The organism is Nocardiopsis sp. CA-288880 (assembly GCF_050955985.1).
Classification (GTDB): Bacteria; Actinomycetota; Actinomycetes; order Streptosporangiales; family Streptosporangiaceae; genus Nocardiopsis; species Nocardiopsis tropica.
The window spans coordinates 5,514,682-5,529,630 of sequence record NZ_CP192105.1 but is presented as its reverse complement, the minus strand read 5'-3'; the positions used below and the strand labels follow the sequence as shown (position 1 = coordinate 5,529,630).

Below are 14,949 nucleotides of genomic sequence, written 5' to 3'. Positions count from 1 at the left end.
CCGCCCCGGACGAACGCCCCCAAGGGGACGCCCCGCGCCCGGTCCCGCTGGGCACGACCCGGTGCGGACCGCTGGACGGTCGGCCATAACCTGGAGGACATGAGCGTCACCAGCCTCGACCCGGCCATCGCCGCCCGACTCAAGCGGACCGCGGACGGCCTCGTCCCCGCCGTCGTCCAGCAGCACGACACCGGGGAGGTGCTCATGCTCGCCTGGATGGACGACGAGGCGCTGCACCGCACCCTCACGACCCGCGCCGCCACCTACTGGTCGCGCAGCCGCAACGAGTACTGGGTCAAGGGAGCCACGTCCGGGCACACCCAGCGTGTGGTGTCCGTCGCACTGGACTGCGACGGCGACACGCTCCTGGTCCGCGTCGACCAGGAGGGCGCCGCCTGCCACACGGGCGACCGCACGTGCTTCGACGCCGGGGAACTGCTGTGAGCTCCCCCACGACATCCCCCCGAGTCCGGCGCGAGTACGGCGTCACCATGCTCGGCCTGGCCGCCGCCGCCGGACTCCTCCTCGCCGCCGCCGGACAGCAGTGGGCGACCGGCCAGCTCACGGCGCCCGGACCGGTCCCGCCGGTCCCCGTCGCCCTCACCGGGGCCGACCTGACCGGCGCGCCCAGCGGCATCGGGTGGGCCGGCCTGGCCGGCATCGCGGGCCTGTACGCCACACGCGGATGGGCCCGGCGGATCGTCGGCGCCCTCGTCGCCGCGGGCGGCGTCCTCGCCCTGACCTCCGTGTGGGGGGCCACACGGCCCGACGCCCTCATGGAGGCCGTGGCGAAGAACGCCACCGACGCCGCGGGCACCGCGCAGGTGGCCGCGGCGCCCCACCTGGCCGCGCTCGGCCCCGCCATGGCCGCGGGGGGCGCCGTCCTCCTGGTCCTCGCCGGGCTCCTGTCCGCGGTACGAGCCCCTGCCTGGCCGGGCATGGGCACCCGGTACGATCGGGACGCCGCACCGCGCGCGACCCGGGCCGAGACACCTGCCGACCTGTGGAAATCGCTGGATGCCGGTGACGATCCCACACTCGACGCCCCCGACGGCGGCCGGTCCGAGGACCCCGCCGGCCCCGGGGACGCCGGCGAACCCGCACCGCTGGCAGCACGGCCAGCCGAACCGAAGGAGAACCACTGATGGCCGACGAACACCACGACGACCACGGCAACACCGTTTCCGCCTGGTTCCTCACCATCTCCTGGATCGTGGCCTGGACCGTGGCGGCCGTCGCCATCATCCTCGGCGGCGCCCTGGTGACGTGGACCCTCATCGGTCTCGGCCTCAGCGTCGTCCTCGCCGTCATCGCCGGCGTCATGAAGAAGGTCGGCCTCGGCCGCAAGGAGCCGCGCCCCTACCCGCAGACCCGCGAGGCGTGGGAAGCCGCCCGGAAGGTCTCGGCGACGGCGGGCAATAACTGACTCCCCTCCGCGAAACCGCAGCTCACAACGAGTGAATAACAGAAAATGGACGAAGGTCCCATGGGGCAGGTAGATTCACCACACCGGACCTGCCAAACGTGTCGTCGCCTGTCGGCTGATGTCCCCTCTGTCTGGCATCATTCGTTTCTGCCCGTGACGTACGCGTTCCGGTGACCCGATCCTGCCCCATGTCGGGCCGGTGTGTTCTCCACACCGTGCGAAATCCCTTGTCCTCTTTCTGAAAGTTGTACGACCATGAGCTACGGTCCCCCTCCCCCCGGCAACCCCGGACCGCCCCCCGGCGGCGGCTACGGGCCTCCCGGAGGCGGCTACGGCACCCCGCCCGACAACGGCCTCACCTGGGCGATCGTCGCCATCTTCTGCTGCTGGCCCTTCGCCATCCCGGCGCTCATCAACGCGACCAAGGTCAACGACCTGTGGAACCGCGGCGACCACGCCGGCGCCCACCAGGCCCAGACCCAGGCGAAGAAGTTCACGAAGATCGCCTTCATCTGCGGTGGCATCCTGTGGGTGGTGGTCGGTGGCCTCTACCTCCTGAGCGCCGTGCTCCTCGTCTCGGCAACGCCCACGTACTACTAGTCGGCACCCGCACCGAGCACGTCTCTGCCCCCGTGCGCCCTGCGGCCACGGGGGCAGAACCCTGTCCTCCCCGAACCCGTAGGCTGGTCCCGTGCACCCAAGCGAACCACCCGAGACCGCCGGGCCCCAGACGCCTGCCGCGCCCTCGTGGACCCAGCGCGTCGAACACCGGCTCAGGGCCCTGCCCCCGGTCGTGTGGCCCGTCGGCCTGGGAGTCCTCGGCCTGGCCGGGGCGACGCTCCTGCACTTCGTGGACCCCAACGAGCCCGGCAACTACCCGACGTGCCCGTGGCTGCTGCTCACCGGCACGTTCTGCCCCGGCTGTGGCAGCATGCGCGCGATCGCGCTGGCCACGCACGGCGACTTCCTCGGCGCCATCAGCATGAACCCCCTGCTGGTGCTCCTGCTCCCCTACATCGCGGTGACCTACACGTTGTGGCTGGTCAGGACGGTCCGGCCGCCCACGAAGCCGCCCAGGCTCACCCCGGGCTGGTTCCTGTGGCTGCTCCTGATCGTCATCAACGCCCACTGGATCCTGCGCAACCTGCCCTGGTTCTCCTTCCTCGCCCCGGGCACACCGCTGTTCCCCGGCTGGTAGCCAGAACCAGAACGGCACTTCCGCCGTCTGAGCGGATGAGCGCCACGAGCCCCCCCGCAAGAAACAACGCACCACACCTCGTCCTGGAAGGTTGGACCCCTATGAGCTACGGACCTCCCACCGGCGGCTACGGCCCGCCCAGCGGTGGTTACGGCCCGCCCGCGGGCTACGGAGGCGCGCCGGGGTACGGAGGCCCGCCCGCTGGCGGACCGCCCAAGAACTACGTGATGTTCAACATCCTGGGCATCTTCGGGTGCACCGTGATCGGCATCATCGGCCTGATCTTCGCGCTCCAGGTCAACAGCAAGTGGGAGTCGGGCGACTACGCGGGAGCCCAGTCCTCCGCGCAGGTCGCCAAGATCATGGGGATCATCGGCCTGGTCGGATTCATCTGCGTCGTCCTCTACCTGCTCTTCGTCCTCCTGATGTTCATCGTCGCCTTCGGTGCCACAGCCACGTACTGAGGCAGGCATCCCGGCCCACGGCAGCGCGTGCCGCCGCGAGCGGCGCGACGAGCGGTGCTCGGGACACGGCGCCCCTGTCCCCGGCCTCCGGGGGCAGGGGCGCCGACGAACGCGCGGCGCCCCCGGCCGGGAAGAGCCCCCCGGCTGCCCATCGGCGGTCACGGACCCGGACGGGCGGAACACCGGCGAGGGCCGTGCCCGACAGGCGGGCCGGGACGAGCCGGCCCGCCGACATCCCCCCACGAGAGCGGAACCCGACATGAGCTACGACGCCCTGCCCCCCGGCGGCCACGGCCCCCCCGGCGGATACGGCCCTCCAGGGAGCTACGGCGCGCCCGGCGGGTACGGCCCTCCCTCCGGCTACGGAGGCGTACCGGGCCACGGCGGCCCGCCTCCCGGCGACCCGCCCAAGAACCACCTGGCCATGAACATCCTGGGCATCATCAGCTGCTTCCCGGTGATCGGCATCATCGGCCTGATCTTCGCTGTCATGGTCAACAGCCAGTGGACGTCCGGCGACTACCGGGGCGCCGAGTCCTCGTCCAAGATCGCCAAGGTCATGGGCATCATCGGCGTGGTGCTCTTCGTCCCGGCGGCCCTCTACATCCTCTTCATGATCGTGATGATGGTCGGCCTCTTCCTCTCAGAGATCTGATTCCGGCGCGACGGCTCACGCCGCCCGGACACCTCCTGACACAAGCGGACAGAACCACCCCTCCCGCCTGGTCCCCCGGAGAACCCGGGGGACCAGGTGGGGGGTGGCGGCCCCCCGGCCCCCGAAGGTCGATACGATGACCAGCAACACGGTGCGCCGGCGGTGCGCCCGGGCACGCCGCGCGGGCGGCCCGCCCGCCGGAGCCACCACCGTGACAGACCACTGCACGAGGGAGCGGTAACTGGTGAGCGTGCTCGACGAGATCCTCGACGGAGTACGCGCCGACCTGGCGAAGCGGCAGGAGGCGCTGCCCCTGGACCGCCTCAAGGCCCAGGCCGAGTCGGCGCCCACCCCGAAGGACGCCGAAGCCGCCCTGCGCCGTCCCGGCGTCCACGTGATCGCCGAGGTCAAGCGGGCGAGCCCCTCCAAGGGACCGCTCGCGACCATCACCGACCCCGCCGCCCTGGCCCGCGACTACGAGGCCGGGGGCGCCGCGCTCATCAGCGTCCTCACCGAGGAGCGCCGCTTCAAGGGCAGCCTCGCCGACCTCCGGGCCGTCCACCAGGCCGTCGACACCCCGCTCCTGCGCAAGGACTTCGTGGTCAGCTCCTACCAGCTGTGGGAGGCCCGCGTCTTCGGCGCCTCCGCCGTCCTCCTCATCGTCGCGGCGCTGCCCCAGGAGGCCCTGGTCTCCCTGGTCGAGCGCGCCCGCTCCCTGGGGCTCATGCCCCTGGTCGAGGTCCACGACGAGGACGAGGTGACCCGGGCCGTCGACGCCGGCGCCACCGTCATCGGCGTCAACGCGCGCAACCTCAAGACCCTGGAGGTCGACCGGGACACCTTCTCCCGGATCGCCCCCGGCATCCCCTCCGACGTCGTCAAGATCGCCGAGTCCGGAGTCCGCGGCCCGCACGACCTGCTGGCCTACGCCGGCGCCGGCGCCGGCGCGGTCCTCGTCGGCGAGAGCCTCGTCCGCGGTCGGAACCCGCGCGAGGCCGTGGCCGACCTGGTGACCGCGGGAGCACACCCCGCCCTGCGTGACCGGAACTAGGGGACGAACAGCACGATGGGACAGACGACGCCACGGACGGTCGCGGTGAAGGCACACCCCGGCCTCCGATGGCGATGGCTCTAGGGAACCCGCAGGCATGAGCCGCGGGTTCCCGACGCCGCGTTGACCCACCGGTCCGAACGCGCCGCCGGAACCAGGCGGCGCGCAGCCGGTCGACGCGCGGACCCCCGCGGCGTACGCCCGGGGGAAGAGCCGCCGTCGGCCCCTTCCCAGGAGAACGTCCCAATGAGCCATGCTGGACCACTGCCCGACCACGGCGGGCACTACGGCCGCTTCGGGGGCCGCTTCGCCCCCGAGGCGCTCATCGCCGCCCTCGACGAGGTCGAGGCGGAGTGGGAGAAGGCCAAGAACGACCCCGCCTACCAGGCCGAACTGGCCGCACTGCTGAAGGACTACACCGGCCGCCCCAGCGCCCTCAGCGAGGCCCGCAACTTCTCCGAGCACTGCGGCGGCGCCCGCGTCCTCCTCAAGCGCGAGGACCTCAACCACACCGGCTCGCACAAGATCAACAACGTGCTCGGCCAGGCCCTGCTCACCCGGCGCATGGGCAAGACCCGCGTCATCGCCGAGACCGGAGCCGGACAGCACGGCGTGGCCACCGCCACCGCCTGCGCCCTCCTCGGCCTGGAATGCGTCATCTACATGGGGGAGGAGGACACCCGGCGCCAGGCGCTCAACGTCGCCCGCATGCGCATGCTCGGCGCCGAGGTCGTCCCCGTCACCATCGGCAGCCGCACCCTCAAGGACGCCATCAACGAGGCGTTCCGCGACTGGGTCGCCAACGTGGACCGCACCCACTACCTGTTCGGCACCGTCGCCGGGCCCCACCCCTTCCCCAAGCTGGTGCGCGACCTGCACTTCGTCGTCGGGGAGGAGGCCCGGGCCCAGGTCCTGGAGAGGGTCGGACGGCTCCCCGACGCGGTCGCCGCCTGCGTGGGCGGCGGCTCCAACGCCATGGCGGTCTTCGCCGCGTTCATCCCCGACGAGAGCGTCGCCCTGTACGGCTTCGAGGCCGGGGGAGACGGCGCGGACACCCCCCGCACCGCCGCGTCGATCACCGCGGGCAGCCCCGGGGTCTTCCACGGGGCGCGCACGTTCGTGCTCCAGGACGAGTTCGGCCAGACCCTGCCCAGCCACTCCATCTCGGCGGGGCTCGACTACCCGGCGGTCGGCCCCGAGCACGCCTACCTCGCCGACACCGGCCGGGCGAGCTACGAGCCGATCACCGACGCGGAGGCCATGGAGGCGTTCCGCCTGCTGTGCCGCACCGAGGGCATCATCCCGGCGATCGAGAGCGCCCACGCCCTGGCCGGCGCCCGCAAGCTCGGCGAGCGCCTCGGCCCGGACGCCGTCATCCTGGTGAACCTCTCCGGGCGCGGGGACAAGGACGTCGACACCGCGGCCGCGTACTTCGGACTCGTCGACACGGAGGGACAGGCGTGATGACAGCGACGACGCTGCAGACCAAGCTGGCCGAGGCCCGCGAGGAGGGCCGGGCGGCCCTGATCGGCTACTTCCCCGCGGGGTTCCCGGACCCGGACTCCTCCGTCCGGGTGATCCAGGCCATGGTGGAGGGGGGCTGCGACGTCATCGAGGTCGGCCTGCCCTACTCCGACCCGATGATGGACGGCCCCACCATCCAGAGGGCCGCGGACCGGGCCCTGGCGGCCGGAACCACCACCGAGGACGTGTTCCGCGTCGTGGAGGCCACCGCCGCCACGGGCGCCGCCGCCGTGGTCATGTCGTACTGGAACCCGATCGAGCGCTACGGGGTGGAGCGCTTCGCCGCGAACCTCGCCAAGGCGGGCGGGGCCGGGGTGATCACCCCCGACCTCATCCCCGAGGAGGCGGGGGCCTGGACGGCCGCCTCCGAGGCGTCCGGCCTGGACCGGATCTTCCTGGTCGCGCCCTCCTCCACCGACCGCCGCCTCGCCATGACCACCGCGGCGTGCAGCGGGTTCGTGTACGCGGCCTCGCTGATGGGCGTGACCGGCACCCGCACGCAGGTCGCCGACACCGCCGAGACGCTGGTGCGGCGCACCCGCGAGGTGACCCGTGAGTCCGGCCTGCCGGTCTGCGTGGGCCTGGGGATCTCCACCGCCGCCCAGGCGGCCGAGGTGGCCGCCTACGCCGACGGCGTCATCGTCGGCGCGGGGTTCTGCCAGCGGATCCTGGACGCCCCGGACCTGGAGACCGGCCTCGCCGCCGTCCGCTCCTTCGCCGAGGAGCTCGCGGGGGGCGTCCGCGACAGGTAGGGCCCGGTGTGCTCCGCGGGCCCCGTCCGCCCGGGACGCGCGGCCCGCCCGCGGGACGGGGGCCGGGTTCGCACGGGACCTCCGGGCACGGCGGTCGCGGCGTCGGTCACCGGCCGGGGAGACCTGTGGCACCGGTGTCGGGCCGTCCCCTCGGGGGCGGCCCGACGCTCTTCCCGCCTGGTCAAAAGCAGGGTTAAGAGGGTGAGAATCGGGTGAGAGGCCCCTGCCGGAACCCCTGAAACGCCTTCACGGGGGCCGAGTCGGTGATGTGATGGCGGTGTCGCGGATTCCTGGGGCGCCCGCCGCTACGCCCGGGGTTCCGGCCGCAGCGTCACGGACCCACCACAGTCAGTAGGATGTGACGCGATACGTAGAGCGACGGTCCAGACACCGAACGCGACAAAGCGTCCCCTACTCCCCGAAGGCCCAAGCGATGGACACAACCGACGAATCCCCCGACGCCTCCACCGCCCCCGCGGTCCCGCGCTCCCGCTGGGAGGCCGTCCAACCCTGGCTCACCCTCGCCTGCCGGCTCGGACTCGCGGCCGTCCTCGTCTTCGCCGCCGTCTCCAAGTTCCCGCCCGCGCTCTCCGTCCAGGCGGTCGAGGCCTACGACCTCTTCCCCGTCGAGGTCGCCCGGCTCATCGGCTACACCCTCCCCCTGTTCGAGCTCGCCCTGGCGGCCCTCCTCCTCGTCGGACTCGCCACCCGCTACGTCGGAGCCGTCGGCGCCCTCCTCATGGTCGTCTTCATCGCCGGGATCGTCTCCGCCATGGCCAGGGGCCTCAACATCGACTGCGGCTGCTTCGGCGGCGGCGGACAGGTCGCCCCCGGGGAGACCACCTACGGGCTCTCCATCGCCCGCGACATCGCCTTCGCCGCCATGGGCGCCTTCATCGCGGTCCGGCCTCGATCACCCTTCGCCCTCGACCGCGCCATCGGGCTCTTCCGGTGACCCCGGAACCCACGACGGTCGACCACCTCCAGCAGTAGAAACAGGGGAAAGCATGGGGAGTGAAGCGCGCAAGCGCTCCCGCGAGAAAATCAGGGAACAGCGCGAACGGGAGAAGCGGGCGGCCAAACGCACCAAGACGCTCATCGTCATCGGCGCCGCCGCGGCCGTCGTCGTCCTGGTCGTCGGCATCGGGTTCGCCGTGCTCAACGCCGACCGCCGCGACTCCGGGTACGAAGGGGCGCTCCCGCCCCAGGTCCTCCAGGAGGACGGCAGCGTCGTCCTCGCCCAGGAGGGCGCGCAGGCGCCCGTCGTCGAGGTCTACGCCGACTTCCAGTGCCCCGCCTGCCGCCAGTTCGAGCTGCTCAACGGCGACGTCCTCAAGCGGAACGCCGCCGAGGGCAACGCCATCGTGCACTACCGGCCGGTGAGCATCTTCGCCCAGCAGCCGGTGCCCATCAGCAGCAACTCGCTGCGCGCCGGCGCCGCCGCACGCGCCGCCGCCGAGCACGGCTACTTCGTCGAGTACAACGACATCCTCTTCGAGAACCAGCCCACCGAGGGCAACGAGGGCTTCACCGTCGACGAGCTCAAGGACTGGTTCCGCCAGACCGACGCCGCCGCCGAGCAGGAGGGCGAGTTCGACCGGCGGATCGACGAGGAGGCCGCCGTCGTCGCCACGTTCACCGAGGACTACCTGCCCGCACTCACCGAGGACGCCGTGGCGGAGATCGGCGAGGAGACCCTCGGCACCATGGTCCTGTCCGACCTGATCTCCTGGGGGGCCGACAACGGGCACGACCCCGCCTTCCTCGACGGCACCTACACGGGCGAGATCATCACCGCCACCGGAACGGCCTACACTCGCTACAGCGGAGACAACACGTTCCGCGGCACTCCTTCCGTGTACCTCAACGGCGAGTTGCTCGACAACAACACCGCCATGACGGTCAGGGGCCTCAACGAGGCGATCGCCTCCGCGGACGCCGGTGAGGTCGACACCCAGCCCATGGGTGACGGGGGTGCGGAGTAGCACCCCTGACAGCACCCCCGCACGCGGGGCGAACCCGAGAGCAGATCAGTGACACTGTCGTCGACAGCTTCCGAGGGCGCGGCCGGTCTCGGCCGCGCCCTCGCGGCCATCCCCAGCCCCCAGATCAACGCGATCCCGATCGGGCCCCTCCAGATCCACTTCTACGCGCTGTGCATCCTCGCCGGCGTCGTCGTCGCCGTGGTCTGGAGCGAGCGCCGCTGGGCAGCCATGGGGGGTGAGAAGGGCACCATCATGGACATGGCCGTCTGGGCCGTGATCCTGGGACTGATCGGCGGCCGGCTCTACCACGTCATCAGCGACGCCCAGCTGTACTTCGGCGAAGGGCGCGAGCCCATCCGCGCCCTGTACGTGTGGGAGGGGGGCCTCGGCATCTGGGGCGCCGTGCCCCTGGGCGCCGTCGGCGTGTGGCTGGTGGCGCGCAAGCGCGGGCTGTCCATGTCCAAACTGTCGTTCGCGATCGCCCCCACCATCCCCCTCGCCCAGGCCCTCGGCCGCTGGGGCAACTACTTCAACCAGGAGCTGTTCGGAGCCCCCACCGATCTGCCCTGGGCCGTCGAGATCTCCCCCTACCCCGAGGGCCACCTGCGCCCCGGCATGGAGTTCGGCGTCACCACGTACCACCCCACGTTCCTCTACGAGTCCCTGTGGTGCGTGCTCCTGACCGTGTTCCTGGTCTGGGCGGGACGCCGCTTCGAGGGCTCCCTCCAGGGCGGCCGCCTCTTCGCGCTCTACGTCATGGGCTACTGCGTGGGCCGGTTCTGGATCGAGTACCTGCGCGTGGACCCCGCCAACGACTTCCTGGGCATGCGCCTGAACAACTGGACCTCGATCGTCGTCTTCCTCGGCGCGCTCGCCTACTTCGTGTGGGCCGGGCGCCGCATCGACTCCTTCTCCACCGCCGTCGTCCCCCACGGCCACGACGCCGGAACCCAGGTGTTCGGCGCCACAGCCGGCAGTGAGGTGTCCGACGACAGCACCGTCTACAGCGCCGTGGACAGCGAAGAATCGGGTTCCGGAACGCAAAATGGCAGCTCAGAGGAGGCGGGCACGGAATACCACCCGAGCCCTGAGCGATCTAGTACCGAGGGCTCGACCGCGAACGACGCCGGAGACACGGGAACCGATTCCGGGGCGAAGCCCGAGTAGCGCAGGGCTCCTGAGCGCGGGCCGGCCGTGTCCGGCCGCGGAGCGGAGAACGCCCTGTACCTTTCGAGCAGACCACGGGTTGACGATTGAGAAAGACCGTGAGCAGAGCTGAGTCCGGGTACGGCCGCCGGGGACGGCGCGGAGGTTCACGCCGCGCCGGCCGGGCCTACACCGAGGACCACGCCGACGACTACGGCCACGACGAGGGCCGCGAGGACGACTACGACCCCGAGGAGGACTTCTCCGCGGAGTACGGTCACACCCGCACGTCCGACGCCGACACCGCCGACACCGCGGACCGGGCCGACGGGGGCGAGGCGTACGACGACTACGACGAGTACGAGGACGAGGAGGGGGCCCCGGCCGATGACGGGGCCGCCGGCTCCCGGCGGTCCTCCCGCCGCAGGAAGGGTCGCGGGGCGACCGCGGCCGGAGCTTCGAGGCGCAGGGCGTCCGGGGCCGGGCGCGGCGGGGTCGGCAAGGTCTCGGCCTTCTCCGCGTCCGCGATCAAGAAGGTGTCGGTCCTGGGCGACCGCCCCAACCAGATCGTCTACACCCTCGCCGAGCAGAGCAAGCGCAAGCGCGGCACAGCCGTCCTCGGCGTCCTGCTGGGCGCGTTCAGCATCGCGCTGGTCGCCCTCCTCGGACTGCTGACCTTCCAGCTCTTCACGGGGTCGGGGGGATCGGTCTCGGGCGGCGACGACTCGGTCGTGGCTCCGCCGGAGGGGCACAGCACCCTCACGCCGGAGCTCTACCTGTCCGAGCCCAACCGCGAGGACGTGTTCGGCGCGATCAACGAACGCCCCGAGGGCGCGGAGCCGATGACCGAGGAGTCCGTGTTCGGGGCGGTCGGCGAGATCGGGCTCGACGACATGACGCTGGAGCTCCGCCAGAGCAGCGTCACCGACTCCTGCACCTCACTGGTGTGGGGGGAGGAGCTCGGCCAGAGCCTCATCGACGCGAACTGCATCCAGGCCGCCACCGGTGTGTACACCGACGCGGGCGATGAGCACATCGCACAGGTCACCGTCTTCGACCTGGCCAACGCCGATGCGGCCGCCGACGTCGAGGCCTCCCTGGACCCGACCAACGCCGAGAGCGACGCCGGATTCCTGCTCACGCAGAACGGCGGCGAGATTCCCGGCCTCCAGGAGGGCTACAGCCAGGCGAACGCCCAGGTCATGGGCCACTACCTGGCGGTGTTCTGGGTCGCCGACACCGACGGCGCCGACCCGGGCGACAACGCCGACCTGGCGAAGCTGAGCGTGGCCTCCATGAACTCCACGCAATTCATCTACGAGGAGGTCGTCGAGGCGGGTCGGGCCGAGGAGTAGGCCTGTCCCGCCCTGTCGGACGCCCCGATAGGATCTCGGACAGATCGACCCTTCCGCCAGGGTCGTGCGGGCGGGGTGCTTTCCGCCCCTCTCCCCAAGCGAACCGGGCCGGCCACGCGCGCGCGGCCGGCCCGCATCCGAGGAAAGGTCCACTGGGTGTCCCCTTCTGAACCGTCGGCGTCCGGTCCCGCCGGACGCCGGAGGAAAAACAGCGAGTCCGACGAGGTGTCGGCGGGGCCGTCCTCCCGCACGGGTGGGCGCCGCCGGGCCGGAGGCCGGAGGAAGCAGGAGACCAAGGGACGCCGCCGTCCCCTCCTCGTGGTGGCCGGAGTGGCCGTGGTGGCGCTGGCCGTGCTCGGCACCGTGCTGTACATGCGCCTCGGCGAGGGGGGCGGAGCGGACCAGGCCGCCCAGGAGACCCGACCCGTCATGTACCGGGTGATCGACACCGGCCGGATGAACGAGGTGCTGGCCTCCCGTGAGGGCGACAGCCGCGCCCTCAACGCCGGAGAGCTGTTCGAGAGCCGCAACGCGGAGATCTCCAGCCAGGAGATCGACTTCACCCTGCGCGACTCGGACCTGAGCGAGGACTGCTCGGCCGCGGTGTGGGGGGAGCAGGTCCGTACCGCCCTGGCCGAGGCCGACTGCACCCAGGCAGGACGCGCCACCTACGTCTCCGACACCTACTTCGGCGTGACGGCCGTGTTCAACCTCGCCGACGTCGAGGGGAGCAGGGCCGTCGCCGCCGCCATGAACGCGCCCGAGGCGGACGAGGCCGGGGCCGACGAGGAGGGCGACGCCGCCCCGGACTCCGGGTTCGTGCTCTCCCCCTCCGGCGCCGACCCGTTCGACCGCCTGGGCGAGGGCTACAGCGCCAGCGACGCGATCGTCAGCGGCCACTACCTGGTCGTGGTGTGGGTCCAGCCCACCGACTCCGAGTCGGTCGAGGAGAGGGTCAGCCTCTCCGGCCCGCTCGTGGCGCTGGCGAACTTCCGCGACCCGCTCTACCGGCGGATGGTGCAGCTCGACGACGGCTCCGGCACCGGCCAGACGGACGAGGGCACGCAGGAGGGCACCGTCGAGGATCCGGCGGGGACCGAGGGCACGGTGCAGGACCCGGCCGGAACCGACGGCACGGTGCAGGACCCCGCGGGTACGCAGGGCACCGCGGAGGACCCCGCCGGAACCGAGGGCCTCGGCACCGGAACCGGCTGAACCGCGTGCGGAGGGGCCCGGAGGACACGTCCTCCGGGCCCCTCCGCACGTCCGCGGGGCGGGGGAGTTCCCCCGCGGATCCCGTACGGCCGTCCACCGGCCCCGGTGGGCCCGGCGGGCGCGGATCCCCGCCCGTGGCGTGGCCACCGGGGGAGCCGGGCCCGCCGGCGCCGTGCTGCCCCGGACAGCCCGGCGCGGCGCCGGCCGGGGCCGGACCTACACCTGGGCGAGCAGCGCGGCGGCCACGCCCCGCAGCTCCGCGAAGCGGTGCTCGGGCAGGTCGAGCAGCGTGTGGCCGGCCAGCCACCACGGAGCCGTGGACACGGCCTGGCGCGCGGTGCGCTTGTTGGCCGGGCGGCCCGCGCGCGCCGACACCTCGACGAGCCCGGCCCTCAGCGTGGCGGTGAGCGTGCCGTGTGCCCGCTCCTGCACATGGGTCAGGAGGAGGTCGACAGCGGCGTCCGGAACCCCCTGCGCCCGTTCGTCCGCCGGGACCCCTCCCCGGCCCTCCCCGGCGCCCGCTCCCGCCCCGCCCGGCTCGTCCACGTCCGGAGGGCGCCGCGTCAGGCGTACCGCGGTCAGGTCGTCGGCGCCGAACCCGCGCAGGAACCGCACCCGGAAGCGGGGCTCCACCAGGGCGCGCAGACCCTGCTGCCCCGCGGCGTCGCGCACGCACGCCGCGGAGGAGGGGACCAGGGCGTACACCGTGTCCGCGGCGGAGGCCAGGGCAGCGCGCGCCGCCAGCCGCTCCCACCCGCCGGTCAGGTTGAGCACGGCGCGGTCGCCCACGGGCGCGGGCGCGTCCATCCAGGTGGACAGCCGTACCCGCCCGGCCGCCGACACCTCCGACGGCCACTCGCCCACGAGCGTCGGCTCCGGGCCCTCGGCGGTGGTCCGGCCGCCGTCCCCGCGGCCCCTGTCCGCGGCCTCCCGGCCGTCCAGGTCCTCGCGCACGCGGTCGAGCACCGCGCGGGCGCGCCCGGCGTCGAGGCCGCCCCGGGCCTCCTTGGCGTTCACCCCCTGGCTGTACACCCTGGCGGCGTCGCCCGAGGGCGGCGCCGGGGCGCGCGTGAGCGGCCGGAGCACGTAGAGGTCGGAGGCCGCGCCGATGGACTCCGCGCCGTGGTACCGGTTGAAGTCCGGCCACACCGCCTCGAACAGCAGGTCCATCCGCGCCAGCCGCGACTGGGTGGCGGCCGCCAGCTTGGGCGTGGTCTCGCTGGCGCCGTACGCCACCAGGACCCGCCCCCGGCGGGGGTCGGCCATGCCCTCCACACCGCGGCGCACGAACAGCTCCACCCCGTCGGCGGTGTACGGGGGATCGGTGAACACCACGTCCGCGACGCCGCGCACCGTGGACGGCAGCCCCAGGCGCAGGTCGGCCGTGTGGGTCCGCACCCGCAGGTCCAGCCTGTCTGCCAGCGCGTCGATGTGTGCCAGCACACGCTCGTCGATGTCGACGACCTCGGCCCGGGCGCCGGGGCACACGAGCGTCAGCGCGATCGAGGTCAGGTCGTGGTCGCCCACGCACAGCAGGACCCGGTCGTGCAGGTCGAAGCGCGTGGCCAGGAACAGGGCACGGCGCAGTGCCGTCTCCGCGGTCGCGGTGACGTGGTCCAGGTCCAGGTCGGAGGCGGGGCCCTCGGCCACGGCGCGCGTCAGTTCGGCGTGGGCGCGGGCGTACCGGGGGAGGAGGTGCGCCACGGGGTCGGCGAGGTCGTCGCCGGCCGCGCCGGCGTAGCCGGAGGGCCGCGCCAGGCGTACCCGGCTCTGGCGGCCGTCGCTCTCGGTGGTGAGTTCACCGGCCTCGTCCAGCGCCTTGAGCAGCGACGACACCAGTGTGTACGCGACACCCGTCCCCCGAACCAGGTCGTCGGCGCCCCACCACCGGCCGTCGGCGAGCAGCGCCAGGACCCGGCGGAGCCGGGGCATGTCCGCCCCGTGCTCGCGCAGCAGCCGGAACGCGGCCTCGGGCAGCGGCGGCGCGCCCCCGGGCGGGGGCGCGGGGGAGGTGTCCGAAACCGTGACTCCTGGTGTTCGTGGGGTGTGGTCGGGGGGTGCGGAACCGTGGTCGTCCGGGTCCGGGAAAGTCGGGTGGCCTGCCATCCACCGATGGTCCCACGGGTCGACGGGTGGCTGTGGCCGCCCAGGTCAGAACGGTCCGTCGCGGGTGAGGGA

General features: G+C 72.8%; 16 protein-coding genes. 15 read left to right on the top strand and 1 reads right to left on the bottom strand.

Features of this window, described 5'->3' with window-relative positions; all coding sequences use genetic code 11:
• Positions 1–99 precede the first annotated feature (99 nt).
• The 15 genes from hisI to ACQPYD_RS23865 all read left to right on the top strand — a co-directional run bounded on the left by hisI (position 100) and on the right by ACQPYD_RS23865 (position 12,771).
• Complete coding sequence (gene hisI / locus ACQPYD_RS23935) at positions 100–444, top strand: phosphoribosyl-AMP cyclohydrolase (RefSeq protein ID WP_267945773.1); 345 nt, start codon at positions 100–102, stop codon at positions 442–444.
• Entirely contained in the window at positions 441–1,145 is a 705-nt protein-coding gene (locus tag ACQPYD_RS23930; protein WP_433697794.1) for a Trp biosynthesis-associated membrane protein, read from the top strand. The genes hisI and ACQPYD_RS23930 overlap by 4 nt, the downstream gene beginning before the upstream one ends.
• Positions 1,145–1,426 (top strand): HGxxPAAW family protein, encoded by a 282-nt coding sequence (locus tag ACQPYD_RS23925; protein WP_433697793.1) that lies wholly within the window; start codon positions 1,145–1,147, stop codon positions 1,424–1,426. The genes ACQPYD_RS23930 and ACQPYD_RS23925 overlap by 1 nt, the downstream gene beginning before the upstream one ends.
• Positions 1,427–1,681: 255 nt before the next feature.
• A complete protein-coding gene (locus tag ACQPYD_RS23920; protein ID WP_433697792.1) occupies positions 1,682–2,026 on the top strand; it encodes a CD225/dispanin family protein in 345 nt (114 codons plus the stop codon).
• A gap of 91 nt (positions 2,027–2,117) precedes the next feature.
• Positions 2,118–2,624 (top strand): DUF2752 domain-containing protein, encoded by a 507-nt coding sequence (locus ACQPYD_RS23915; RefSeq protein WP_433697791.1) that lies wholly within the window; start codon positions 2,118–2,120, stop codon positions 2,622–2,624.
• A 101-nt stretch (positions 2,625–2,725) separates the two neighbouring features.
• Positions 2,726–3,088, top strand: coding sequence for a CD225/dispanin family protein (locus ACQPYD_RS23910; protein ID WP_433697790.1), 363 nt, complete (start codon positions 2,726–2,728; stop codon positions 3,086–3,088).
• Between the two features lie 259 nt (positions 3,089–3,347).
• Positions 3,348–3,743: a CD225/dispanin family protein gene (locus ACQPYD_RS23905; protein ID WP_433697789.1), complete on the top strand. Its 396-nt coding sequence runs from the start codon at positions 3,348–3,350 to the stop codon at positions 3,741–3,743.
• Positions 3,744–3,987: 244 nt separating this feature from the next.
• Positions 3,988–4,794: an indole-3-glycerol phosphate synthase TrpC gene (gene trpC, locus ACQPYD_RS23900; protein WP_433697788.1), complete on the top strand. Its 807-nt coding sequence runs from the start codon at positions 3,988–3,990 to the stop codon at positions 4,792–4,794.
• Between the two features lie 246 nt (positions 4,795–5,040).
• Positions 5,041–6,258, top strand: coding sequence for a tryptophan synthase subunit beta (gene trpB, locus ACQPYD_RS23895; protein ID WP_267945765.1), 1,218 nt, complete (start codon positions 5,041–5,043; stop codon positions 6,256–6,258).
• Positions 6,258–7,070 (top strand): tryptophan synthase subunit alpha, encoded by an 813-nt coding sequence (trpA, locus tag ACQPYD_RS23890; protein WP_433697787.1) that lies wholly within the window; start codon positions 6,258–6,260, stop codon positions 7,068–7,070. The genes trpB and trpA overlap by 1 nt, the downstream gene beginning before the upstream one ends.
• A gap of 433 nt (positions 7,071–7,503) precedes the next feature.
• Positions 7,504–8,025 (top strand): MauE/DoxX family redox-associated membrane protein, encoded by a 522-nt coding sequence (locus ACQPYD_RS23885; protein ID WP_433697786.1) that lies wholly within the window; start codon positions 7,504–7,506, stop codon positions 8,023–8,025.
• Positions 8,026–8,077: 52 nt separating this feature from the next.
• Complete coding sequence (locus tag ACQPYD_RS23880; protein ID WP_433697785.1) at positions 8,078–9,055, top strand: DsbA family protein; 978 nt, start codon at positions 8,078–8,080, stop codon at positions 9,053–9,055.
• A gap of 54 nt (positions 9,056–9,109) precedes the next feature.
• Positions 9,110–10,222, top strand: coding sequence for a prolipoprotein diacylglyceryl transferase (gene lgt, locus ACQPYD_RS23875; RefSeq protein WP_433702112.1), 1,113 nt, complete (start codon positions 9,110–9,112; stop codon positions 10,220–10,222).
• 98 nt (positions 10,223–10,320) lie between these two features.
• On the top strand, positions 10,321–11,556 hold the full coding sequence (locus ACQPYD_RS23870) for a hypothetical protein (protein ID WP_433697784.1): 1,236 nt from the start codon (positions 10,321–10,323) through the stop codon (positions 11,554–11,556).
• A 156-nt stretch (positions 11,557–11,712) separates the two neighbouring features.
• On the top strand, positions 11,713–12,771 hold the full coding sequence (locus tag ACQPYD_RS23865) for a hypothetical protein (RefSeq protein WP_433697783.1): 1,059 nt from the start codon (positions 11,713–11,715) through the stop codon (positions 12,769–12,771).
• A 216-nt stretch (positions 12,772–12,987) separates the two neighbouring features.
• On the opposite strand, the gene ACQPYD_RS23860 is transcribed toward ACQPYD_RS23865, so the two are convergent.
• A complete protein-coding gene (locus tag ACQPYD_RS23860) occupies positions 12,988–14,877 on the bottom strand; it encodes a bis-aminopropyl spermidine synthase family protein (protein ID WP_433697782.1) in 1,890 nt (629 codons plus the stop codon).
• Positions 14,878–14,949: the final 72 nt, after the last annotated feature.

Bases quoted from the DNA above. Each gene is read 5' to 3' on its own strand.
- hisI (WP_267945773.1), top strand. From the start codon at position 100: ATGAGCGTCACCAGCCTCGACCCGGCCATCGCCGCCCGACTCAAGCGG.
- ACQPYD_RS23925 (WP_433697793.1), top strand. From the start codon at position 1,145: ATGGCCGACGAACACCACGACGACCACGGCAACACCGTTTCCGCCTGG.
- ACQPYD_RS23920 (WP_433697792.1), top strand. From the start codon at position 1,682: ATGAGCTACGGTCCCCCTCCCCCCGGCAACCCCGGACCGCCCCCCGGC.
- ACQPYD_RS23910 (WP_433697790.1), top strand. From the start codon at position 2,726: ATGAGCTACGGACCTCCCACCGGCGGCTACGGCCCGCCCAGCGGTGGT.
- ACQPYD_RS23905 (WP_433697789.1), top strand. From the start codon at position 3,348: ATGAGCTACGACGCCCTGCCCCCCGGCGGCCACGGCCCCCCCGGCGGA.
- trpB (WP_267945765.1), top strand. From the start codon at position 5,041: ATGAGCCATGCTGGACCACTGCCCGACCACGGCGGGCACTACGGCCGC.
- trpA (WP_433697787.1), top strand. From the start codon at position 6,258: ATGACAGCGACGACGCTGCAGACCAAGCTGGCCGAGGCCCGCGAGGAG.
- ACQPYD_RS23885 (WP_433697786.1), top strand. From the start codon at position 7,504: ATGGACACAACCGACGAATCCCCCGACGCCTCCACCGCCCCCGCGGTC.
- ACQPYD_RS23880 (WP_433697785.1), top strand. From the start codon at position 8,078: ATGGGGAGTGAAGCGCGCAAGCGCTCCCGCGAGAAAATCAGGGAACAG.
- ACQPYD_RS23860 (WP_433697782.1), bottom strand. From the start codon at position 14,877: ATGGCAGGCCACCCGACTTTCCCGGACCCGGACGACCACGGTTCCGCA.